Here is a 20534-nt window from a genome sequence, read left to right as displayed (position 1 = left end):
CCTCTTCCAAGGAGAACGCGTTGGACACCCCGTGGGACCACACCTACGACGTGGTGGTGGTCGGCTCCGGCTCCGCCGGCCTGGCCGCCGCCCTCACCGCCCGGCTGCGCGGCCTCACCGCGCTCGTCGTGGAGAAGACCGACCGCTACGGCGGCTCCACCGCCCTCTCCGGCGGCGCCATCTGGGTGCCGAACAACCTCCACCTCGACGCGGCCGGACTCGCCGACACCCCGGAGAAGGCCCGCGCCTACCTCGACGCCACCGTCGGCGACCGCGTCCCCGCCGACCGCAAGGACGCCTACCTCACCCACGGGCCCCGCATGGTCCGCGAGTTCCACGACCGGACCGCCGTCCGCTTCACGTACACCGACGGCTACTCCGACTACTACCCCGAGCGCCTCGGCGGCCACCCGCGGGGCCGTTCCGTCGAGCCGCGGGTCTTCGACCTCCGCAGGCTCGGCCCCGAGCAACGCGCCACCATGCGCCGCGCCGGCCTCCCCACGTACGGCCTCACCATCACCTCCCAGGACTTCCGGCACCTCAACATGGTCGCCCGCACCCGGGCCGGCCGCCGGACCGCCGCCAGGGTCGGCGCCCGCGCCGTCCGGGACCTGCTCACCGGCCGACGGTCGCTCTCCCTCGGCGAGGCCCTCGTCGCCCGGCTGCGGCACTCCCTCGACCGGCTGGGCGGCGACCTGTGGCTCTCCGCCCCCATGACCGGGCTCGTCGAGGAGGACGGCCGGGTCGCCGGAGTCCGGATCGCGCGCGGCGGCCGCGAGGCGACCGTCCGCGCCACCGGCGGCGTCGTCCTCGCCTCCGGCGGCTTCTCCCACGACCAGGCGCTGCGCGAGAAGCACCTCCCCGGACCCACCTCCACCACGTGGAGCGCCGCCGCCGAGGGCCAGACCGGCGACGCCCTCGAACCGGCCCTCGCCCTCGGCGCCGCCCTCGACCTGATGGACCGGGTGTGGGGCGCGCCGACCGTCGTGCCGCCCGACGGGAGGCCGTTCTTCCTCGTCGCCGACCGGGGCATCCCCGGCATGGTGATCGTCGACTCCGAGGGCCGGCGGTACGCCAACGAGGCCGCCCCCTACCACGAGTTCGTCGACGCGATGTACGCCCACGAGGCGCGCGGCGGCGCCCGGGCCGTACCGTCCTGGCTGATCCTCGACGCCACCTCCCGGTCCCGCTACCTCTTCACCGGACTCTTCCCCGGGCAGGCGTTCCCGAAGGCGTGGCGCGAGAGCGGCTTCGTCAGACAGGCCGCCACGGTGGAGGAACTGGCCCGGCTCATCGGCGCCGCCCCCGAGCGGCTCCGCGCCACCGTCGACCGCTTCAACGGCTTCGCCCGCGCCGGCCGCGACGAGGACTTCCACCGCGGCGACAGCGTCTACGACCGCTACTACGGCGACCCGACGCTCCCCAACCCCAACCTGGCGCCGCTGGACAAGGGCCCCTTCCACGCGGTCCCCGTCCACCCCGGCGACATCGGCACCAAGGGCGGCCTCGTCACCGACGCCACCGCCCGCGTGCTGCGCGAGGACGGCACCGCCATCCCCGGCCTGTACGCCTCCGGCAACGTCTCCGCCGCCGTCATGGGCGAGACCTACCCGGGCCCCGGCGCCACCATCGGCCCCGCGATGACCTTCAGCTGGATCGCCGTCAACGACATCGCGGGCACGGGGGCGGGCCGGTGAGGGGGGACCGTACGGCCGCGCACCCGCCGGACGCCCTGCGGGGCAGGACCGTCGTCGTGACCGGCGCCGCCCGGGGGCTCGGCGCGGCCGCCGCCCGCGCCGCCGTCGCGGCCGGCGCGCGGGTGCTGCTCACCGACGTCCTGGAGGAGGAAGGCCGCTCCACGGCAAGGGAGTTGGGCGGGGCGGCCCGCTTCCTCCGCCACGACGTCACCTCCGAGGACGACTGGAACCGCGTCGTGACGGCGGCGGCCGACGCCTTCGGCGGCGTCGACGGACTCGTCAACAACGCCGGGATCTCGGGCGGTTCCCACCGCGTCGAGGCGCAGCCCCCCGAGGACTTCCGCCGGGTCCTCGACGTCGACCTCACCGGCGTCTTCCTCGGCATGCGGGCCGTGATCCCCGCGCTGCAGGCGGCCGGCGGCGGCGCGATCGTCAACGTCTCGTCCGCCGCCGGACTCATGGGCCTGCCCCTGACCGGCGCCTACGGCGCGGCCAAGTGGGGGGTGCGCGGCCTCACCAAGGCCGCCGCCGTGGAACTCGCCGCCGAGGGCGTCCGCGTCAACTCCGTCCACCCCGGCATGATCCACACCCCGATGACCGCCCACCTCGGCATCGGCACCGGCCGGGGCGATTTCCCCGGCGCGCCGATGGGAAGGACCGGAGGGCCGGAGGAGGTCGCCCGTGCGGTCGTCTTCCTGCTCTCGGACGCCGCCTCGTACGTCACCGGCGCGGAGCTCGCCGTCGACGGCGGCTGGACCACCGGTCCGGTGTTCCGGCTCCCCGCCGACACCGGACCGGAGGGACCCTGATGCCCGCGGACCTGACCGGGAAGGTCGCGCTGGTCACCGGCGCGGCCCGGGGGATCGGCGCGGCCCAGGCACGGCTGTTCGCCGCGCTCGGCGCACGCGTCGTCCTCACCGACGTCCTGGAGGAGGAAGGGCGCCTAGCCGCGCGGGAGTTGGGGGACTCCGCCCGCTTCGTCCGCCACGACGTGACCGACGAGGCGTCCTGGCGGGCGGCCGCCGCGGTCGCCGCCGACGCCTTCGGCCGCCTCGACGTCCTCGTCAACAACGCGGCGATCTACACCACGTCGCCCATCGAGGACGAGGACCCGGCCCGGCTCGACGCGCTCCTGCGGGTCAACCTCGTCGGCCCCTTCCTCGGCATCCGGGCCGTCGTCCCGGCGATGCGGGCCGCCGGCGGCGGCTCGATCGTCAACATGTCCTCGCAGGCCGGCCTCCAGGGCATCTGGGGCCACGGCGGCTACGGCGCCGCCAAGTGGGGGCTGCGCGGACTGACGAAGACCGCCGCGATCGAACTCGGCCCGGACGGCATCCGGGTCAACTCGGTCCACCCCGGCGCCATCGCCACCGGCATGACCGCCCACCTCGGCACCACCGCCCACCCGGCCGCCCCGCTCGGCCGGGTGGGGGAGCCCGAGGAGGTGGCCCGCCTCGTCGCCTTCCTCGCCTCCGACGACTCCTCCTACCTCACCGGAGCCGAACTCGCCGTCGACGGCGGCGCGTCGGCGGGCCGCATGCCGGCCCCGAAACGAAAGGACACGGACGCGTGACCCCACCGACCCCCGAGGTCCGGGCCGTCATTGACCTGATCTCCGCACAGTTCCCGCCGCTCGGCACGGAGATGACCGACATCGCCGAGGTCCGGGCCTTCTTCGCCGCCCGCCCCCGGCCCGAGACCGTCCCGCCGCCCGTCGCCGCCGTCACCGACGAGGACGCCGACGGGGTGCCCGTCCGCGTCTACCGGGGCGCCCTCGACCCGGACGCCCCGGTCGTCGTCTTCTGCCACGGCGGCGGCTTCGTCCTCTGCGACCTCGACTCGCACGACGACTTCTGCCGGGCCGTCGCCGCCGCCACCGGGGCCACCGTCGTCTCCGTGGACTACCGGCGCGCCCCCGAGCACCCCTTCCCCGCCGCCCCCGAGGACGCCTACACGGCGCTGCTGTGGGCGGCGCGGACCCACCCGGGCCGGACGCTCGCCGTCGCCGGGGACAGCGCGGGCGCCCACCTCGCCACCGTCCTCGCCCTCCTCGCCCGCGACCGGGGCGGCCCCCGCCTCGCCTTCCAGGCGCTCTACTACCCGATGCTCGACCCCCGGCGCTCCCGGCCCTCGCACCGCGAGAACGCCCAGGGCTGCTTCCTCACCGCCGACCACCTGCGCTGGTACTGGGACGCCTACCTGCCCGACCCCGCCGACCGCACCCACCCCTACGCCGCGCCGCTCGCCCACGCGGACCTGGCCGGGCTGCCGCCCGCCCACGTCGTCACCGCCGGCCTCGACCCGCTCCGCGACGACGGGACGGCGTACGCCGCCGCCCTCGCCTCGGCGGGCGTCGCCGTCCAGGCCCACCACTACCCGGGGATGTTCCACGGCTTCCTCTCCATGGCCGCCGCCCTCCCCGAGGCGACGGCCGCCCGCACGACCGCCTTCACGGTCCTGCGCGACGCGCTCTCCTGACCCCGCACGCGAAAGGGCCCCGCACGAAAGGCCCGCACGCGAAGGGCCCCGCTCCGCCGCCCGGTGGAACGGGGCCCTTCGCGTCGCGCTCAGCCGATCAGGTCGAAGCCCTCGTACCCGGCCTCCGCCACCTCCGCGATGATCTCCCCGTACACGCCGAGGCCGCCGACGAACGGCATGAAAACCCGTGGCCTACCGGGGATGTTGGCCCCCAGGTACCAGGAGTCCGCCTCCATGAACAGGGTGGCCGCGGCCCGGTCCCGGCACTCGGCGACCCATCCGTCGACGGCCTCCTCCCGCGCCTCGATCGCCCGGTGGCCGTGCGCCTCCAGGTGCCGCAGGCAGCCGGCCAGCCAGTCGACGTGCTGCTCGGCGCAGAGCACCACGTTGGCCATGACCGAGGGACTGCCCGCTCCGGCGAGGTGGAACAGGTTGGGGAAGCCGTCCGTCCCCAGGCCCAGGTACGTGCGCGGGCCCGCCGCCCACGCCTCCTTCAGCGGCCGGCCGCCGCGCCCCCGGACCTCGATCCGGTCCACGGCGCCGGTCATCGCGTCGAAGCCGGTCGCGAGGACGAGCGCGTCCAGCTCCACCAGCGTGCCGTCGGCCAGCCGCACGCCCCGGGCCTCGATCCGCTCGACCGGGTTCTCCCGCAGCCCGACCAGCCGCACGTCGGGCCGGTTGAACGTCGCGTAGTAGCCGGAGTCGGTGACGATCCGCTTGGTGCCGATCGGATGGTCGACGGGCACCAGCAGGTCCGCCACGGCCGGGTCGTCCACCATCGCCCGGACCTTCTCCTCCCAGAACGCCCGCGCCGCCGCGTTCGCCGCCCGGTCGGTGAGCTGGTCGGGGAAGGTCTTCGAGTACAGCACCCCGCCGAGGCGCCACCGCTCCTCGAACGCGGCCCGCCGCTCCTCCTCCGGCACCTCGAAGGTCCGCGCGGGGTGCGCGGCGTGCGGCGAACCGCCGCCGCTGAGCCGGGAGAGCCGCCGCCGCTCGGCGTAACCGGCCTTCTGCCGGGCCCGCTCCGCGTCGTCCAGCGGCCGGTTGCCCGCCGGGACGCTGTAGTTGGCGCTGCGCTGGAACACCGTCAGGTGCGCCGCCTGCCCGGCGATCAGGGGGACGGCCTGGATGCCGGAGGAGCCGGTCCCGAGCACGCCGACGCGCAGCCCGGTGAAGTCCACGCCCTCGTGCGGCCACGCCCCCGTGTGGTGCGTCGTCCCGGCGAAGTCCGCCATGCCGGGGATCGCCGGCGCGTGGGTCGCGGACAGGCAGCCGAGGGCGAAGACGCAGAACCGGGCGGTCACCGTCTCGCCCCGGTCGGTCCGCACCGTCCAGAGCAGCCGCTCCTCGTCCAGCTCGGCGGAGCGCACGGACGTCCCGAAGGAGTAGGCGCCGCGCAGGCCGAAGCGGTCCGCGACGTGCCCGAGGTAGCGCAGGATCTCGGGCTGGGCGGCGTACTTCTCGCTCCAGTCCCACTCCTGCTGGAGCTCCTCGTCGAAGGAGTACGAGTAGTCCACGGACTCCACGTCGCAGCGGGCCCCGGGGTAGCGGTTCCAGAACCACACGCCGCCGACGTCGTCGCCGCGCTCGAAACCGCGCACCCGCAGGCCGAGCCCGCGCAGCCGGTGCACGGCGTACAGTCCGGTGACCCCCGCGCCGACGACCACGACGTCGACGTCCGGGGCGCTGGTGGTGCCGTCGTTCACGTTTCTGCTCTCCTCAGCTGGTGGTGGTCGCGGCCCGGCGGCGCAGCACGCCCTTGTCGACCTTCCCCGCCGCGTTGTGCGGCAGGGAGGGGACGGCGTGGAAGGCGCGCGGGGCCTTGAAGTTGGCGAGCCGTTCGCGGGTGTACGAGGTCAGTTCCGCCGGATCGAGCCGGGCGCCGGCCGCCGGGACGCAGTAGGCGACGCCGACCTCGCCGAGCCGGCCGTCGGGGGCGCCGACGACCGCCGCGTCCAGGACGTCCGGGTGGCCGCGCAGGACCTGCTCGACCTCGGCCGGGTAGACGTTGAACCCGCCCACGACGTACATGTCCTTGAGCCGGTCGGTGATCCGCAGGAAGCCGCGCGCGTCGAGGACCCCCACGTCCCCGGTGCGCAGCCAGCCGTCCGCGTCCACCGCCTCGGCCGTGGCCGCCGGGTCGTCGAGGTAGCCGCGCATCACGTGGAAGCCGCGGGTCAGGATCTCGCCGGGCTCGCCGGGCGGCGCGTCCACCCGCAGCTCGGTGCCCTCCAGGGCGGGCCCGGAGGTGCGGGCCAGGGTGCCGGGCGCCTCGTGCGGCGGGCAGATCGCGACCACGCCGGTGGCCTCGGTCAGCCCGTAGGCGGTGCTGACCGCGCGGGCGCCGAGGCGGGTGCGGATCTGCTCGATGAGCTCCGCCGGGATGTTCGCCGCCCCCGTCACCGCCATCCGCATCGCGCCCAGGTCGTGCGCCTCCCGGTCGGGGTGGCGCAGCAGCGAGGTGAAGACGGTGGGGGCGCCGGTGAGGACGGAGATCCGCTCGTCCGCCATCCGCCGCAGGACGGTCCCCGCGTCGAAGACCGGTTCGGGCACGATCGTCGCGCCGCGCAGCAGACAGGCGAGGACGCCCGCCTTGTAGCCGAAGGTGTGGAAGAAGGGGTTGACCAGGAGGTGGCGGTCGCCGCGCCGCAGCGTGACCGTCCGCGCCCAGGCGTCGTACACCCGGAGGTTCTGTTCGTGGGTGGCGGGAACCCCCTTGGGGCGCCCGGTGGTTCCGGAGGTGAAGAGGACGTCGGCGGGGTCGCCGGGGAGGACGGCGGCGGAGCGGGCGAGCCGCTCCTGCCGGGTCACCCGCGCGGCGCCCGCGAGGAAGGCGTCCCAGTCCTCCGTGTGCAGGGCCACCGTCCGCTCCAGGAGCGGGAGTTCCTCGCCGGATTCGGCGAGCAGCGCCCGGTAGTCCGTCCCCAGGAAGTCGTGCTCCGTGAAGAGGAGCCGGGCCCGGGAGCGGCGCAGGATGTCGGCCGTCTCGGCGGCCCGGTAGCGGGTGTTGACGGGGACGAGGACAGCTCCGGCCGTGACCGCGCCGAGCGCGGCCACCACCCACCGGGCGCTGTTCGGCGCCCAGACGGCGACCGCGTCGCCGGGCCGCACCCCCCGGGCGGCCACCGCGCGCGCCGCCCGGTCCACGCGGTCGCGCAGTTCCCGGAAGCTCCAGCGGTCCCCGCCGGAGACCAGGGCCTCCTCGTCCCCGTACGCCTGTGCCGCCCGGTCCGCGAGCCGGGCCAGCGTCCATACGCCCTTCATGATCGGTCACGACCTCCTCGGTGGCCCGCCCCTCGGCCGGGTCGCGGGCGTGGAAGCTCAGCGACCGGAGCCTTCCAGGGAGGGCCGTCCCCGCGCAGGAGGCGTTTCCCGCTCACCGGGAAGGCGCTCCACGGGGAGGGCGCCCACCGGGAAGGCCCCCACCGGGAGGGCGCCCCCGGGAGGGCGCCCCGGCTACTGCCGGTAGGTGGAGAGGAAGCGGCCGATGCGGTGGATCGCGGTCTCCAGCTCGTCGGCCCGGGGCAGCGTCACGAAGCGGAAGTGGTCGGGGCGGGGCCAGTTGAAGCCGGTGCCCTGCACGAGGTGGATCTTCTCGCGCAGCAGCAGGTCGAGGACGAGCCGCTCGTCGTCGACGATCTTGTGGACGTCGGGGTCGAGCCGGGCGAAGAGGTACAGCGCGCCCTTGGGCTTGACGCAGCTCACGCCCGGGATCTCGTTCAGCGCCCGCCAGGCGACGTCGCGCTGCTCGGTCAGCCGGCCGGTCGGCAGGGTGAGGTCCTGGATCGACTGGCGCCCGCCGAGCGCGGCCTGGACGGCGTACTGCGCCGGCACGTTCGGGCACAGCCGCATCCCGGCCAGCATGGTCAGGCCCTCCAGGTAGTCGGCCGCCTGCTCCTTCGGCCCGGAGACCACCAGCCAGCCGCTGCGGTAACCGGCCACCCGGTAGGACTTGGAGAGGCCGTTGAAGGTGAGCGTCACCACGTCGTCGGCGAGCGCGGCCATGCAGTGGTGCTCGGTGCCGTCGTAGAGGATCTTGTCGTAGATCTCGTCGGCGAGCACCATCAGGCCGTGCCGGCGGGCGAGTTCGAGGATGCCCTCCAGGAGCTCCTTCGAATAGACCGCGCCCGTCGGGTTGTTGGGGTTGATGACGACGATGGCCTTGGTGCGGTCGGTGATCTTCGCGGCGATGTCGTCGAGGTCGGGGTACCAGTCCGCCTCCTCGTCGCACGCGTAGTGGACCACCCGGCCGCCGGCGAACCGCACCACGGCCGTCCACAGCGGGTAGTCGGGAGCCGGGACCAGCACCTCGTCGCCGTCGTCCACCAGCGCCTGCACGGCCATCTGGATCAGTTCGGAGGCGCCGTTGCCGAGGTAGACGTCGTCGACGGTCACGCCCGTGACGCCCCGCTGCTGGTAGTACTGCGTCACCGCGCGCCGGGCGGGCAGGATGCCGCGGGCGTCGCTGTAGCCGTGCGCGCGGGGGAGGTTGCGGATGATGTCCTGGAGGATCTCCTCCGGCACCTCGAAGCCGAACGGCGCCGGATTGCCGGTGTTCAGCCGCAGCACGCTGTGCCCGGCCTCCTCCAGGGCGTTGGCCTGGTCGACCACCGGGCCACGGATCTCGTAGCACACGTCCTTCAACTTGCTGGACTGTCGAAACTTCATCTGCGGCCTCCCGACCGTCACCGTCATCCGTGCCGCTGTGGCTGCTTTGTTCTACCAAGTTCCCACTTGGAAAGTCCAACCTTTTGGCTATGCTGGCGACCATGCCACGCCGAAGCTACGACCAGTACTGCGCCGTCGCCCGTGCCCTGGACGCGGTGGGGGAGCGCTGGAACCTGCTGATCGTCCGGGAACTGCTGCGCGGCCCGCGGCGCTACACCGACCTCCACGCCGACCTCCCGGGCGTCTCCACCGACATCCTCGCCGGACGGCTCAAGCAACTGGAGGGCGAAGGACTCGTCGAACGCCGCCGCCTGGAGCCGCCCGCGAACGCGACGGTCTACCAGCTCACCCCGCGCGGGGCCGAACTCCGCGGCGTCGTCGAGGCCCTGGCCGCCTGGGGCCTCGACGCCCTCGGCGAGCCGCGCCCCACCGACGCGGTCCGCACCCACTGGTTCACCGGGGACCCCCGGGGGGACGCCGCCCCGACGCCCTGACCCGCACCGCGCCCCCGGCGCCGTGCGCGCCCTCGCCGTTCGGCCGGTGCGCCGCCGGGGCGGGGGTCCCGCCGGGCGCCGGGCCGGTGGCCGTCCGGGCCCGGCGCGCGGGCCGGACCCCCGGCCGCAGCGGACCGGGCCGTCCGTGCGGGCCCTGCGTCGGAGCCGTACCGGACCGGGCGGAGGACACGCGCGGCGCGGTGACCCGGACCCGGAGGGGAGCCGCGTCACGGCACGTCGTGCTCCCCGACGTCGTGGGGGAAGCGGACCTCGTCCCGGCCCCGGGCGCCCCTGCGCGCGGAGAAGCCGGTGCCCGTCCCGTTCCGGGGGGTCATCCCTCCCGGGAACCTTTCCGCCCGCCCGGGCGTCCTTCCTCCCGGAAGCGGTGATCCATCGTGTGCGACCCGAGCGAGGTGCCATGCGGACGAACGACCCGACCAAGCTGGAGACGACCCTGGCCGACGGCCGGAGGATGACGCTCTCCCTCCCCGCCACCGGCGCCGGATGGGCCGCCGACGGCCTCGCCGCGCTCCGCCCGGTGCGCCCCACCCACGCGGGCCGGGGCGAGGAGCCGCCGCCGCTGCCGGAGCGCCCGGCGCTCCCGCTGGAGGTCGCCCTCCTCGGCCTCGGTCTGTAGGCGCCTGCGACACGTCGCCGCGCGGGGCCCGGAGCGGGTGCCGTACCGGGCCCGGCGTGATGTGCTGGTGGTGAGGGGGCGGACCGTCGCTCCACGAGGAGGAAGGGTCATGGCGATCCTCGTCCACGCCGTCCTCGACGGACTCACCACGGACCAGTACGACACGCTCAACGCCGAGCTCCAGAAGACCCCCGAGATCTTCGACGGCTGCGTCACCCACGCCTGCGTGTCCACCGGCAACGGCCTGGAGATCTTCGACGTCTGGGAGTCGGAGGAGAAGATGCAGGTCTTCGCCGAGAAGATGATGCCCGTCGCGGTGGGCCTCGGCTGGCCCGACGGAGAACGGATGGGGCCCCGCGTGCTGGAGGTGCACAACCACTGGGTCCCCGGCGCGGAAGGCTGAACACGGCCTGACCACCGCCCGCCCCCGGGCGCACGGCCGTCACCGGCGTACGGCCAGGGGTGTGGCCGGCCCGGCGCGCGGCCGTGGCGGGACGGGCCGGCGACGGCGGGCGGGTTACGGTCGCCGGCATGCCCGGTGATCGACGCGGATGGACGCGGTGTCTGCTCGGCGGAGCGGTGTTCGCGGTGTGCATGGCCGGCACCACGCTCCCGACCCCGCTCTACCCCCTCTACCAGGAGGAGTTCGGCTTCTCCGAACTCACCGTCACCGTGGTCTACGCGGTGTACGCCTTCGGCGTCATCGGCGTACTGCTCCTGGCGGGCAACGCCTCCGACACCCTCGGCCGGCGCCCCGCCCTGCGCTGGGGCCTGGGCTTCGCCGCGGCGAGCGCCGTCTGCTTCCTCCTCGCCGAGGGCCTGGGCTGGCTGTACGCGGGCCGGCTGCTGTCCGGCCTCTCGGCCGGCCTCTTCACCGGCGCCGCCACCGCGTACGTCATGGAACTGGCCCCGCCCGGCGGCGCCGCCCGCGCCACCCTCGTCGCCACGGCCGCCAACATGGGCGGACTGGGCTGCGGCCCCCTCCTCGCCGGACTGCTCGCCGAGTACGCCCCCGAGCCGCTGCTGCTGCCCTTCGCCGTCCACCTCGGCCTCGTCGCCCTCTCCGCCCTGGTCCTCCAGTGGCTGCCCGAGACGGTCGCGGACCGCCGCCCCCTCCGCGCCGTACGGCCCGGGAAACCCGCGCTGCCCGCCCGCGTCCGGGCCGTCTTCGTGCCGGCGGCCGTCGCCTCCTTCGCGGGCTTCGCCCTCTTCGGCGTCTTCACCTCCGTCAGCCCCGCCTTCCTGGTCCGCCACCTGCACGTCGACAACCACGCCGTCACCGGCCTCGTCGTCGCCCTCGCCTTCTTCGCCTCCACCGCCGGGCAGGTCGCCGCGGGTCGGGTCGGCCCCGCCCGCTCCCTCCCGCTCGGCTGCGCCGTCCTCTTCGCCGGGCTGGTCCTCCTCGGCTGCGCCCTCGCCACCGACCTGCTCGCCTTCGTCGTCCTGGCCGCCCTCGTGGGCGGCACCGGGCAGGGCCTCGCCTTCCGGGCCGCGCTCGCCGCCGTCGCCGCCGCCTCGCCCCCCGACCGGCGGGCCGCCGTCATCTCGTCCCTCTTCGTGGTCGCCTACACGGGCATCTCGATCCCCGTCATCGGCGTCGGCCTGCTGGCCGACCCCCTCGGCCTGGAGGGCGCGGGCCTGGTGTTCATCGCCTGCATGCTGGTCCTGGTCGCCTCCGCCGGCGCCTACCTGCTGCGCAGGGCCCGCACCGGCACCCCCGGAGGGTGAGACCACCCCGGCCGCGGGGCCGGATCAGGCGCCGGGGGCCGGACGAGTCAGGGGCGCCGGGCGGGACGGGGGTGCCGGGCGGGGCGGGGTCGTCGGGCGGGGCGGGGGTGTCGCGCCCACGTGGACCAGGCGGAGGCGGTGGCCGGTCCTGGCCAGCTCCCGGCCCGAGCCGTCCGTCAGGCGCCCGCCGACCCGGTAGAGACCGCAGTGCGCCCGGCCGATCGGCAGCCGCCGGGGCGGCAGCCACACCTCGTACGGGCCGCCGCGCCGGAAGCCGCCGAGCACGGTCCGGGTGCGGTCGACCACCCGGCCGTCCCGGGTGTGCTCCTCCTCGAAGACCAGTCCGTCGACAGCGTCGCCGAGCCGGAAGGTCAGTCCCAGGCTCACCACCGTGCCCTCCGCGACGACCAGCGGCTCGGCCCCGTCCTCCAGGGGCACCCCGATGCGCCCCCGTTCCTCCGTGTGCAGGGAGACGTCCAGCAGTGACAGGAGGTCGTCGGGGGCTGGGCCTGAGCCGTCCATCGTGCTCACCGTCCCTCGGGTGTCCGGGCCGGCCCCGTCACGCGGGGCCGGGGTACGGCGGCACGTCGTGGGACGGCACGTCGTGGGACGGCGTGGCGGGGGAGGGCGGCGCGGTGCCGCCGGCGCTGTCGGCGGGACGGAGCCTGCCGCGCCAGCCGCCGGTCGCCCGGCCGCGTTCCTCCATGAACTGCTTGAAGCGCTGCAGGTCGCCCTCGATCCTGTTCTCCACCACGCCCATCGCCTTCGCGGCCCGGTCGGCGATGCCCGACGCCTCCACCTCCATGGCGAGCTGGACCCGGGTACGGGCCTCGTCCACCTTCTCGAAGGTGACGACGCCCTTCTGCCGCACGTCCCCGCCGACCGTCCGCCACGCGATGCGCTGGTCGGGAAGCTGGTCGACGATCTCGGTGTCGAACTCGCGGGTCGCCCCCGCGACCTTGGTCCGCCAGTGGCAGAGCCGGTCGTCGAGCTGCCGGACCTCCTCCACCCCGTCCATGAAACGGGGGAACTCCTCGAACTGCGTCCACTGGTCGTAGACCTCGCGCAGCGGGGCCTCCACCTCGATCGTGTCGTGCACCATCTCCGTCATCTCCCTACCTCGGCCGGAGGGCCTGTCGCCGCGCGGCTACCCGCGCCCGGAACCCGTAACCACCACCCCCTCCGCCCCTCCGCCCGTGCTCCCCGGACGGGTCCGCGCGCGCGTGCCGGACCGCATGCCGGGTAAGCGCGCGGGATGAAACCCATGAGGATGATCCGACCGCCCGGGGTGTACGCGCCCCAGGGCGACACGGCCCTGCTCCTGGAGGCCCTCGCCCGCGAGCGCCTGACGCCCGGCGCCCGCACCCTCGACCTGTGCACCGGCACCGGCGTCCTCGCCATCGCCGCGGCCCGCCGGGGCGCGAGGGCGACCGCCTCCGACATCGCCGCGGCCGCCGTCACCACCGCCCGGTGCAACGCGCGCCTGCGCCGCTGCCGGCTCCGCGTGGTGCGCGGGGACCTCGTCGCGCCGGTCGCGGGCGAACGCTTCGACCTGGTCACCGCCAACCCGCCCTACGTCCCCGCCCCCGGACGGGAGGCGCCCCGCGGCGGCCCCGCCCGCGCCTGGGACGCCGGGCACGACGGCCGGCTCCTCCTCGACCGGATCTGCCGCGCGGCCCCCGCCGTCCTCGCGCCCCGCGGCGTGCTGCTGCTCGTCCAGTCCTCGCTCAGCGGGGTCGCCGCCACCCTCGCCGCCCTGCGCGCGGTGGGACTCCGGGCCAGGGTCGTCGCCCGCCGCCTCCAGCCGTTCGGCCGGGTCATGACGGCGCGGGCCCGCTGGTTCGAGCGGCGCGGACTGGTCGCCCCCGGCACCCGGACCGAGGAACTCGTGGTGATCAGGGCCGTCCGCCCGGCACCGGACCCGTCGGACGCCTCTACGGCCTCTACGGCCTCTACGGCCTCTACGGCCTCTACGGCCTCTACGGCCTCTACGGCCTCCGTAACCTCTTCGGTTCCTCCGGCCTCCGGCACCCCGGCCTCCGCCTCCGCCCCGTCCTCCGTCCGCATGCCAGGGCGGAATCCGGGCAGGCGACCCGTGCCGGAGCCCGAGGACCGCCCCGGCACAGCCGCACCCCACCGCCACCGGGAGGCGCGATGACCCCGCACCCCGCACCGCAGTCCCGCGGCGTGGCCCTGTTCGACCTCGACGGCACCCTCGTCGACACCACCTACCTGCACACCCTCGCCTGGTGGCAGGCCCTGCGCAGACACGGCCACACCGTGCCGATGGTCAGGATCCACCGCGCGATCGGCATGGGCTCCGACCGGCTCCTCGACGCCGTCCTCGGCCCGGACCGCGAGACCGGCGAGGACGAGGCCCTCTCGGACGCCCACGGCACCCTCTACGCCACCTGGTACGACTCCCTCCAGCCCTTCGAGGGGGCGGCGGCGCTGCTGCGCGCCACCGCGGCCCGGGGCTGGCGGGTCGTGCTCGCCAGCTCCGCGTCGGAGGAGGAGGTCGCCGCCGTGCGCGCCCGGCTCGACGCCGACGACGTCATCGACGCGGCCACCTCCAGCGCCGACGCGGACGCCACCAAACCCGCCCCCGACCTGGTGCGGGCCGCCCTGGACACGGTCGGCGCCGAACCGGAGGAGGCCGTCTTCGTCGGTGACGCGGTGTGGGACGTCGAGGCCGCGGCACGCGCCGGCGTCCCCTGCGTCGGCCTCCTCACTGGCGGCACGACCCGCCGGGAGCTGGAGGACGCCGGCGCCGTCCTCGTCCACGACGATCCCCTCGACCTGCTCCGCCACATCGACGCGGGCCCCCTCGCCCGCCCGCCGGCCCCGGGAGGCACGTCATGAGCCCCGCGGACCCGAAGGCCGCGGCCCGGCCGGACGCGGAGCCGGCGGGTCCGGAGTCCGCGGGCTCCGGGCCCGGGGCCCCCGCCCGTTCGCCCGCCCGCGCGCGCGTCACGCCCCTCGCGGAGGGCCCCCTGCTGGTCGAGGGGCCCGTCGAGATCGTGCTCCCGGACGGGACCGTGCGCCGCAGCGACCGGCCCGTCGTCGCCCTCTGCCGGTGCCGGCGCAGCCTGCGGGACCCCTTCTGCGACACCAGCCACCGCCGTCGCAGCCGGGCCGCCCGCCGTACCGACAGCTCCGACAGCTCCGACAACTCGCACAGCTCCGACAGCTCCGACGACTCCGACAGCTCCGACAGCGAGGAGACCACGCCATGACGACCACCCTCCCGCGCACCGCGGATCCCCGGGCGCCCGTCCTGCCCCCGGCCCGCGGGGAGATCTCCGCCGCCTTCGCCGGCCGGCTCCGCGGACGCCCCGGCGCGCTGCCCGGGCCCCGCGAGGTCGCGGCGGCCGACCCGTACGGCGAGGACGTGCAGCTGGCCCTGCACCTCTGCTACGAACTCCACTACCGGGGCTTCGACGGCGTGCCCGACGACGCCGAGTGGGACCCGGAGCTGCTGCGCGGGCGGGCCCTCCTGGAGGAACGCTTCGAGGAGGCGCTGCGCGACGGGTGCCCGGGCGCCCGGACGCCCGCCGAGGTCTTCGACGCCCTGCTGACCGAGCCGCTGGACGGCCGGGGTGTCTCCCGCCACCTGCTCCGCCACGGCACCCTGACGCACCTGCGGGAGCACGCCGTCCTGCGGTCCGTGCACCAGCTCCGCGAGTCCGACCCGCAGGCGTGGGTGCTGCCCCGGCTCGGCGGCCGGGCCAAGGCGGCCATGGCGACCGTGCTGTACGACGAGTTCGGCGCCGGCCGGCCGGAGCGGGTGCACGCCGGGCTGTACGCCGACCTGATGGATGCCCTCGGGCTCGACCCCCGCTACGGCCACTACCTGCCCGTCATCGGCGCGGCCGCCCTCGCCCCCACCAACCTGATGTCGCTGCTCGGCCTCCGCCGGGCCCACCGGGGCGCCCTCGTCGGCCACTTCGCCGTCCTGGAGACGACGTCCCCGCCGGCCGCGTCCTGGCACGCCGCCGCCCTGCGCCGGTGCGGCGTCGGCGAGGCCGCCGCCCGCTACTACGACGAGCACGTGGAGGCCGACGCCGTCCACGAACAGCTGGTCCGGCACGAGGTCGTCGGCGGACTGCTCGCCGACGAGCCCAAGCTCGCCGCCGACGTCGTCTTCGGAGCCGAGGCCACCGTCCTCCTGGAGGACGCCCTCGGCGAGGCCGTCGTCAGCGCCTGGGAGCAGGGCTCCAGTGCCCTGCTGGCCCCCGTGGAGGAGGAGTCGTGACCCTTATGACACGGTCCCGGGACGACCACGGCGGGGCGGCCGAGGCGCTGCCGCCCGACCACACCCAGGCCATCCTGGAGGCCACCAAGGAGGTCGGCTCCGTCCTGAAGGCGTCCGGCTGCCCCTTCGCCCTCGTCGGCAGCGTCGCCGCCTACGCGTACGGCATCCCGGTCCGGCTCCAGCACGACACCGACTTCGCGCTCCTCGCGGAGGACTCCGAGACCGTCGTCCGGCTGCTGCGCGGGCGCGGCATGGAGATCGTGGACCCGCCGGAGGACTGGCTGGTGAAGGCCCGCAGCGGGGGAGAGCAGATCGACCTGATCTTCTCCCTCGCGGGACGGGCCGTCACCAGGGAGCTCCTGGACCGGGCCCGGGTCCTGCCGGTCGACTCCGTGCACCTGCCGGTGCTCGACCCCACGGACCTCATGATCTGCCGGCTCGCCGCGCTCTCCGAGCACCACTGCGACTACGGCGCCCTGCTGCCCGTGGCGCGCGGCCTGCGCGAGCGGGTCGACTGGGACCGGGTCCGCGAGGAGACCCGTGACCACCCGATGGCCGTCGCCTTCCTCCATCTCCTGCACCTCCTCGACGTCCTTCCGCACACCCCGGCGCCCGGTCCCGGGGGCCCGGCGGCACGGGAGGGGGCGGACGACCGTGACTGAGCACCCGGAGCCGTACGAGGACGAGTACCGCGTCGCGCTGCTGCGGGAGCGGCTCGCGGAGGACGGCCACGCCGAGCTCGGCGTCCAGGTGGAGCGGCGCGGCAACGCCGTCCTGCTCACCGGCACCGTCCCCACCGCCGTCCGGCGCGACGAGATCCTGGGCCTGGCCCGCACCGTCTTCCCCGGGTTCGCGGTGCGCGCGGAGGTCGCCGTGGCGGGCTGCGACGCCCCGGACCACGGGGAGGAGCTGTCATGACCCTCCTCGGACCGGACCGGCCGGCCCCCTCCCGGAGCGGACGGCCCGCCGGCGACCCGGGCGACCCGGCCGGGTCCCGCCCGGTCGTCCGCGTCGCCGCGGTCGGCGACATCCACCTCGGCGAGGACTGCGCGGGCCTGCTCCGCCCCGCCTTCGAGGCCCTCCCCGACTGCGCCGACGTGCTGCTCCTCGCCGGGGACCTCACCCGGCACGGCACCGTCGCCGAGGCCCGGGTGGTGGCCGGCGAGATCGCCTCGCTCGGCGTCCCCGTCGTCGCCGTCCTCGGCAACCACGACCACCACTCCGACGAGCCCGAGGAGGTCTCCCGGGTGCTCCGCGACGCGGGCGCCCACGTCCTGGAGGGCGACTCCGTCGTCCTGCCGGTCGCCGGGCACAAGGTCGGGGTCGCGGGGGTGAAGGGCTTCTGCGGCGGGTTCGTCGGGCGCAGCGCGGGAGAGTTCGGCGAGCCCGAGATGAAGGCGTTCGTCCGCACGACCCGGCGGAGCGCCGAGAGCCTGGCGGGCGCCCTCGGCGGGCTCGCCCGGCACGGCTGCGCCGCCCGCGTCGCCCTCACCCACTTCTCCCCGGTGCCGGACACCCTCGCGGGCGAACCCCCGGAGATCCACCCCTTCCTCGGCAGCTACCTGCTGGCCGAGGCCATCGACGCCGAGGGCGCCGACCTCGCCGTCCACGGCCACGCCCACCTCGGCACCGAGCACGGCATGACGGCCGGGGGCGTCCGCGTCCGGAACGTCGCCCAGCCCGTGATCGACCACGCCTTCGCCCTCTACCGGCTCCCGCTGGACGGCGGCCCCGGCGCGAGGACCGGTCCCGCCGGCCTCGTGGGCCGCTACGGCACCCACTGACCGGCGGCTCCCCGGGGCCGGGACGTCAGCCTTCGACGCCGGTCGACGTGTGCGGCGCGCCGACCGGCTTGGACTCCGGGGAGCCGCGCTGGCGGAGGTAGACGGAGAGGACCGCCATCGCGGAGACGGCGAGGAGCTCCGACTGCCAGTTCTGGAGCGAGCGGTTCCAGAAGTCCGCCGAGACGAGGTACGCGCCCCAGCCGATCGGGTCCTGGAGCTGCCGCAGCCGCTCGCCGTCGTACGCGGCGGCGCCCGCCACGGACTGGGCGAACCAGGACAGCAGGAAGAACACGGCCATGACCAGGCCCAGCGAGCGGGAGTAGAGGGCCTGCCGCCAGCCTCCCGCGCTCGCCCAGCGGGGCGAGTCGGGCGCCGCGTGCGGGCCCATCCGCTGGTCCCGCTCGCTCTCGGTGCCCGCCCGGTCGAGGGGCTTCGACTCCGGGGAGCCGCGCTGGAGCAGGTGGACGGTCCCGTACACGTACAGGAAGAACTGGAGGAACTCGGACTGCCAGTTCTCCGTGACGTCGACGGCGAAGTCGGAGGAGGTGAGGTAGGCGCCGAAGCCGATCTGCTGGAGTCCGGCCACGGCCAGCTGTTCGTTGAACTCGGCCCGTCCGGCGACGGCCTGGGCGGCGAGGACGACGAGGAAGGCCCCGCCGAAGACGAGGGTGAGGCTGTTGGACCGCCAGAAGCCCGTGCGTGCCGCGCTCACCGGTGCATCGCCCCGATCACCGTGAAGTAGGCGAGACCGCCCAGGATCAGCACCACGCACCCGAGGAACATGCTCCGCACGCCGTCAGCCCCCCTGCACCGCGCAGCGGTACGGCTCGTCCGCGCCGCGCGCCTCGCACCCGGCGGCCGTGACCAGCCATCCGCCGTCGAACCGCGACAGGAAGACGGTGTCGCCGGTCATCCGCAGCTGCGCCTCCTGCCCGTACACCGCGACCGCGCGCACCGGGACGGCCGTCGCCAGGCCGGCCTCGCGCAGCCCGGTCCGGCACGGGGTCCGCCCGTCCTCCTCGACCTGTTCGCGGGTGTCGGGGGCGAGCAGCGCGCAGCCGGTCCGGTAGTCCCCGGCGGAGAGCGCGGCGGCGAACCGCCGTCCCGCGTCGGCCGCCCCGTCCTCGCGGGCCGCGGAGGCCCCGCACCCGCCCAGCAGGAGGACGGCCAGCAGCGCCCCGGCCGCGCGGGGGAGCACCGCCGAGTCCCCCGGCCCTGTCGTCGTCCGTCTCCCGGAAGCCGTCACCATGGGCCCACCCTGCCCGCGCGCGGCGGGCGGCCCGGCGACGCGGGGCCGCCCGCCGCACCGGCTTCACCCGATCGCGCTCCGCCCGCACCGCCCCGCTCAGTGGGCCGCCGCGCCGAACTCGGCGTGCTGCGTGCGGAGCGAGAAATCGGTCTCGCCGGACGGCGGCCTGCCCAGGAAGCCGCGCCGCGCCTCGGATCTGGCCTCCCGGATCAGCGCCCGGAACTCCTCGTCGGAGAGCGCGTGCCGGCAGCCCGTGCTCCGGTCCGCCGTCCTGCCGTCGACGCGTCCGCGCATCGTCCTCGCCGCCTTCCTCCGCCGGGGCCCTCCGTCGTGGTCCTCCGCGGCGATCCCCTGTCGGGGCCTTCGTACGGCGGCTACCCGCCCCCGGCCGGAACAGCCGCAGGCCGAGGGTCCTCCGTGGTCCGTCCCCGGTCACCGGTCCGGGCACGGCCGGTGGATCATGGACTTGCGGCGGCGCGGACCGTCGCCCACAATGGTTGAAACTGAAACTAAAACGAGGAGGGGTCGGAGATGGGCGACGCGAAGGTCGAGATCCTCACACCCCGGGACGTCCCGCTGGGCGGCCCGCGCGCCATGACCGTACGCCGCACGCTGCCGCAGCGGTCCCGCACGCTGATCGGCGCCTGGTGCTTCGCCGACCACTACGGCCCCGACCCGGTCGCCGAGACCGGCGGCATGGACGTGGCCCCCCACCCCCACATCGGGCTCCAGACCGTGAGCTGGCTGTTCAGCGGCGAGATCGAGCACCGCGACAGCCTCGGCAGTCACGCCGCCGTCCGCCCCGGCGAGATCAACCTCATGACGGGCGGCCACGGCATCGCCCACTCCGAGGTCTCCACCCCCGGCACCACCGTCCTGCACGGCGTCCAGCTCTGGGTCGCCCTCCCCGACGCCCACCGCGACACCCCGCGCGCCTTCGCCCACCACGCCCCCCGCCCGGTCCGCGTCGACGGCGCCGAACTCCGCGTCTTCCTCGGCACCCTGGCCGACGACACCTCTCCGGTCCCCACCTTCACGCCCCTCCTCGGCGCCGAGGTCCTCCTCGACCCCGGCGCCACCGTGACCCTCGCGGTGGACCCGGAGTTCGAGCACGGCCTCCTCGTCGACGAGGGCGACGTGACCCTGGAGGGCGCCGCCCTCCGCCCCGCCGACCTCGGCTACACGGCACCCGGGCGCGCCACCCTCACCCTCGTCAACACCTCCGCGGGCCGGGCCCGCACGGTCCTCCTCGGCGGCCCGCCCTTCGGGGAGGAGATCGTCATGTGGTGGAACTTCATCGGCCGCAGCCACGAGGACATCGTCGAGGCCCGCGAGGAGTGGGAGAAGGCCTCCGACCGCTTCGGCGAGGTCGCCGGCTACCCGGGCGACCGCCTCCCGGCCCCGGCCCTCCCCAACGCCCGGATCGCCCCGCGCAAAAACCCTGCGCGCCGCTGACCTGCGGTTTCTCTGCCGAGTCGATGGAGGGACGAGGGACGCCCGGCTGTGCCTGTGGCTGTCGCCGCGACTGCGGGAGGGGCGTATCG

23 protein-coding genes and 1 pseudogene are annotated in these 20534 nt (G+C 75.6%); 16 read left to right on the top strand and 8 right to left on the bottom strand.

The genetic code is table 11. The features are described from left to right. Positions 1-20 precede the first annotated feature (20 nt). The 4 genes from IE326_RS38780 to IE326_RS38765 are packed head-to-tail and all read left to right on the top strand — an operon-like array spanning position 21 to position 4175. Complete coding sequence (locus IE326_RS38780; RefSeq protein WP_190044914.1) at positions 21-1697, top strand: FAD-dependent oxidoreductase; 1677 nt, start codon at positions 21-23, stop codon at positions 1695-1697. Beyond that, the gene (locus tag IE326_RS38775; RefSeq protein ID WP_190044913.1) at positions 1694-2506 is read left to right on the top strand and encodes a glucose 1-dehydrogenase; all 813 of its coding nucleotides are present in this window, start codon (positions 1694-1696) and stop codon (positions 2504-2506) included. Before IE326_RS38780 ends, IE326_RS38775 begins: the two co-directional genes overlap by 4 nt. Beyond that, positions 2506-3270 carry a glucose 1-dehydrogenase gene (locus IE326_RS38770; protein ID WP_190044912.1) on the top strand — a complete coding sequence of 255 codons (765 nt, stop codon included), beginning with the start codon at positions 2506-2508 and terminating at the stop codon, positions 3268-3270. Before IE326_RS38775 ends, IE326_RS38770 begins: the two co-directional genes overlap by 1 nt. Beyond that, complete coding sequence (locus IE326_RS38765; RefSeq protein ID WP_190044911.1) at positions 3267-4175, top strand: alpha/beta hydrolase; 909 nt, start codon at positions 3267-3269, stop codon at positions 4173-4175. Before IE326_RS38770 ends, IE326_RS38765 begins: the two co-directional genes overlap by 4 nt. Before the next feature lie 89 nt (positions 4176-4264). Here the strand turns inward: IE326_RS38765 and IE326_RS38760 are convergent, their stop codons facing one another. The 3 genes from IE326_RS38760 to IE326_RS38750 all read right to left on the bottom strand — a co-directional run bounded on the left by IE326_RS38760 (position 4265) and on the right by IE326_RS38750 (position 8843). After that, positions 4265-5881: a flavin-containing monooxygenase gene (locus IE326_RS38760; RefSeq protein WP_190044910.1), complete on the bottom strand. Its 1617-nt coding sequence runs from the start codon at positions 5879-5881 to the stop codon at positions 4265-4267. A 13-nt stretch (positions 5882-5894) separates the two neighbouring features. Next, complete coding sequence (locus IE326_RS38755; protein ID WP_190044909.1) at positions 5895-7439, bottom strand: FadD3 family acyl-CoA ligase; 1545 nt, start codon at positions 7437-7439, stop codon at positions 5895-5897. Between the two features lie 192 nt (positions 7440-7631). After that, positions 7632-8843, bottom strand: coding sequence for a pyridoxal phosphate-dependent aminotransferase (locus tag IE326_RS38750; protein ID WP_150234699.1), 1212 nt, complete (start codon positions 8841-8843; stop codon positions 7632-7634). A gap of 89 nt (positions 8844-8932) precedes the next feature. On the opposite strand from IE326_RS38750, the pseudogene IE326_RS38745 reads away from it, so the two are divergent. From IE326_RS38745 to IE326_RS38730, 4 genes and pseudogenes are all read left to right on the top strand, one after another. Then, positions 8933-9298, top strand: a pseudogene (locus IE326_RS38745) (winged helix-turn-helix transcriptional regulator); the annotation flags it as partial. A gap of 457 nt (positions 9299-9755) precedes the next feature. Then, positions 9756-9974 carry a hypothetical protein gene (locus IE326_RS38740; protein ID WP_150234694.1) on the top strand — a complete coding sequence of 73 codons (219 nt, stop codon included), beginning with the start codon at positions 9756-9758 and terminating at the stop codon, positions 9972-9974. A gap of 109 nt (positions 9975-10083) precedes the next feature. Then, positions 10084-10377 (top strand): hypothetical protein, encoded by a 294-nt coding sequence (locus IE326_RS38735; protein WP_150234692.1) that lies wholly within the window; start codon positions 10084-10086, stop codon positions 10375-10377. Between the two features lie 128 nt (positions 10378-10505). Beyond that, positions 10506-11702 (top strand): MFS transporter, encoded by a 1197-nt coding sequence (locus IE326_RS38730; protein ID WP_190044908.1) that lies wholly within the window; start codon positions 10506-10508, stop codon positions 11700-11702. Positions 11703-11726: 24 nt separating this feature from the next. Here IE326_RS38730 and IE326_RS38725 read toward each other — a convergent pair whose 3' ends face one another. Then, positions 11727-12224, bottom strand: a complete 498-nt coding sequence (locus tag IE326_RS38725; protein WP_190044907.1) for a hypothetical protein — start codon at positions 12222-12224, stop codon at positions 11727-11729. 37 nt (positions 12225-12261) lie between these two features. Continuing rightward, positions 12262-12813: an SRPBCC family protein gene (locus IE326_RS38720; protein ID WP_308440361.1), complete on the bottom strand. Its 552-nt coding sequence runs from the start codon at positions 12811-12813 to the stop codon at positions 12262-12264. 153 nt (positions 12814-12966) lie between these two features. Here IE326_RS38720 and IE326_RS38715 point away from each other — a divergent pair, with 153 nt between their 5' ends. Genes IE326_RS38715 through IE326_RS38685 form a run of 7 tightly spaced genes read left to right on the top strand, consistent with a single transcriptional unit; the run spans position 12967 to position 17741 of the window. Further along, complete coding sequence (locus IE326_RS38715; protein ID WP_308440360.1) at positions 12967-13860, top strand: HemK2/MTQ2 family protein methyltransferase; 894 nt, start codon at positions 12967-12969, stop codon at positions 13858-13860. Continuing rightward, positions 13857-14564 (top strand): HAD family hydrolase, encoded by a 708-nt coding sequence (locus IE326_RS38710; RefSeq protein WP_190044906.1) that lies wholly within the window; start codon positions 13857-13859, stop codon positions 14562-14564. Before IE326_RS38715 ends, IE326_RS38710 begins: the two co-directional genes overlap by 4 nt. Next, the gene (locus IE326_RS41985) at positions 14561-14938 is read left to right on the top strand and encodes a CDGSH iron-sulfur domain-containing protein (RefSeq protein ID WP_190044905.1); all 378 of its coding nucleotides are present in this window, start codon (positions 14561-14563) and stop codon (positions 14936-14938) included. The genes IE326_RS38710 and IE326_RS41985 overlap by 4 nt, the downstream gene beginning before the upstream one ends. Further along, the gene (locus IE326_RS38700; protein ID WP_190044904.1) at positions 14935-15957 is read left to right on the top strand and encodes an iron-containing redox enzyme family protein; all 1023 of its coding nucleotides are present in this window, start codon (positions 14935-14937) and stop codon (positions 15955-15957) included. The genes IE326_RS41985 and IE326_RS38700 overlap by 4 nt, the downstream gene beginning before the upstream one ends. A 5-nt stretch (positions 15958-15962) precedes the next feature. Next, positions 15963-16619: a nucleotidyltransferase family protein gene (locus IE326_RS38695; protein ID WP_190045056.1), complete on the top strand. Its 657-nt coding sequence runs from the start codon at positions 15963-15965 to the stop codon at positions 16617-16619. Continuing rightward, positions 16612-16875: a BON domain-containing protein gene (locus IE326_RS38690; RefSeq protein ID WP_150234680.1), complete on the top strand. Its 264-nt coding sequence runs from the start codon at positions 16612-16614 to the stop codon at positions 16873-16875. Before IE326_RS38695 ends, IE326_RS38690 begins: the two co-directional genes overlap by 8 nt. Then, entirely contained in the window at positions 16872-17741 is an 870-nt protein-coding gene (locus IE326_RS38685; protein WP_150234678.1) for a metallophosphoesterase family protein, read from the top strand. Before IE326_RS38690 ends, IE326_RS38685 begins: the two co-directional genes overlap by 4 nt. Positions 17742-17766: 25 nt before the next feature. Here the strand turns inward: IE326_RS38685 and IE326_RS38680 are convergent, their stop codons facing one another. The 3 genes from IE326_RS38680 to IE326_RS38670 form a co-directional block, all read right to left on the bottom strand. Then, complete coding sequence (locus IE326_RS38680; RefSeq protein WP_150234676.1) at positions 17767-18453, bottom strand: DUF6766 family protein; 687 nt, start codon at positions 18451-18453, stop codon at positions 17767-17769. An 84-nt stretch (positions 18454-18537) separates the two neighbouring features. After that, the gene (locus IE326_RS38675; RefSeq protein WP_229915867.1) at positions 18538-18990 is read right to left on the bottom strand and encodes a hypothetical protein; all 453 of its coding nucleotides are present in this window, start codon (positions 18988-18990) and stop codon (positions 18538-18540) included. A 96-nt stretch (positions 18991-19086) separates the two neighbouring features. Beyond that, the gene (locus IE326_RS38670; protein ID WP_190044902.1) at positions 19087-19284 is read right to left on the bottom strand and encodes a hypothetical protein; all 198 of its coding nucleotides are present in this window, start codon (positions 19282-19284) and stop codon (positions 19087-19089) included. 237 nt (positions 19285-19521) lie between these two features. On the opposite strand from IE326_RS38670, the gene IE326_RS38665 reads away from it, so the two are divergent. Continuing rightward, the gene (locus tag IE326_RS38665) at positions 19522-20445 is read left to right on the top strand and encodes a pirin family protein (protein ID WP_190044901.1); all 924 of its coding nucleotides are present in this window, start codon (positions 19522-19524) and stop codon (positions 20443-20445) included. The last annotated feature ends 89 nt before the right edge of the window (positions 20446-20534 follow it).

Origin of the sequence: Streptomyces filamentosus (assembly GCF_014654895.1) — a bacterium.
In the GTDB taxonomy this organism is placed as follows: Bacteria; Actinomycetota; Actinomycetes; order Streptomycetales; family Streptomycetaceae; genus Streptomyces; species Streptomyces filamentosus.
Note: the sequence above shows the minus strand (reverse complement) of the source record. Positions and strands in the feature narration are given on the sequence as shown.

What these genes read in the sequence shown, in the direction of transcription:
- IE326_RS38770 (WP_190044912.1), top strand. Translation starts at nt 2,506, where the DNA reads ATGCCCGCGGACCTGACCGGGAAGGTCGCGCTGGTCACCGGCGCGGCC.
- IE326_RS38755 (WP_190044909.1), bottom strand. Translation starts at nt 7,439, where the DNA reads ATGAAGGGCGTATGGACGCTGGCCCGGCTCGCGGACCGGGCGGCACAG.
- IE326_RS38750 (WP_150234699.1), bottom strand. Translation starts at nt 8,843, where the DNA reads ATGAAGTTTCGACAGTCCAGCAAGTTGAAGGACGTGTGCTACGAGATC.
- IE326_RS38740 (WP_150234694.1), top strand. Translation starts at nt 9,756, where the DNA reads ATGCGGACGAACGACCCGACCAAGCTGGAGACGACCCTGGCCGACGGC.
- IE326_RS38735 (WP_150234692.1), top strand. Translation starts at nt 10,084, where the DNA reads ATGGCGATCCTCGTCCACGCCGTCCTCGACGGACTCACCACGGACCAG.
- IE326_RS38730 (WP_190044908.1), top strand. Translation starts at nt 10,506, where the DNA reads ATGCCCGGTGATCGACGCGGATGGACGCGGTGTCTGCTCGGCGGAGCG.
- IE326_RS38725 (WP_190044907.1), bottom strand. Translation starts at nt 12,224, where the DNA reads ATGGACGGCTCAGGCCCAGCCCCCGACGACCTCCTGTCACTGCTGGAC.
- IE326_RS38720 (WP_308440361.1), bottom strand. Translation starts at nt 12,813, where the DNA reads ATGACGGAGATGGTGCACGACACGATCGAGGTGGAGGCCCCGCTGCGC.
- IE326_RS38715 (WP_308440360.1), top strand. Translation starts at nt 12,967, where the DNA reads ATGAGGATGATCCGACCGCCCGGGGTGTACGCGCCCCAGGGCGACACG.
- IE326_RS38710 (WP_190044906.1), top strand. Translation starts at nt 13,857, where the DNA reads ATGACCCCGCACCCCGCACCGCAGTCCCGCGGCGTGGCCCTGTTCGAC.
- IE326_RS41985 (WP_190044905.1), top strand. Translation starts at nt 14,561, where the DNA reads ATGAGCCCCGCGGACCCGAAGGCCGCGGCCCGGCCGGACGCGGAGCCG.
- IE326_RS38700 (WP_190044904.1), top strand. Translation starts at nt 14,935, where the DNA reads ATGACGACCACCCTCCCGCGCACCGCGGATCCCCGGGCGCCCGTCCTG.
- IE326_RS38695 (WP_190045056.1), top strand. Translation starts at nt 15,963, where the DNA reads ATGACACGGTCCCGGGACGACCACGGCGGGGCGGCCGAGGCGCTGCCG.
- IE326_RS38685 (WP_150234678.1), top strand. Translation starts at nt 16,872, where the DNA reads ATGACCCTCCTCGGACCGGACCGGCCGGCCCCCTCCCGGAGCGGACGG.
- IE326_RS38675 (WP_229915867.1), bottom strand. Translation starts at nt 18,990, where the DNA reads ATGGTGACGGCTTCCGGGAGACGGACGACGACAGGGCCGGGGGACTCG.
- IE326_RS38670 (WP_190044902.1), bottom strand. Translation starts at nt 19,284, where the DNA reads ATGCGCGGACGCGTCGACGGCAGGACGGCGGACCGGAGCACGGGCTGC.
- IE326_RS38665 (WP_190044901.1), top strand. Translation starts at nt 19,522, where the DNA reads ATGGGCGACGCGAAGGTCGAGATCCTCACACCCCGGGACGTCCCGCTG.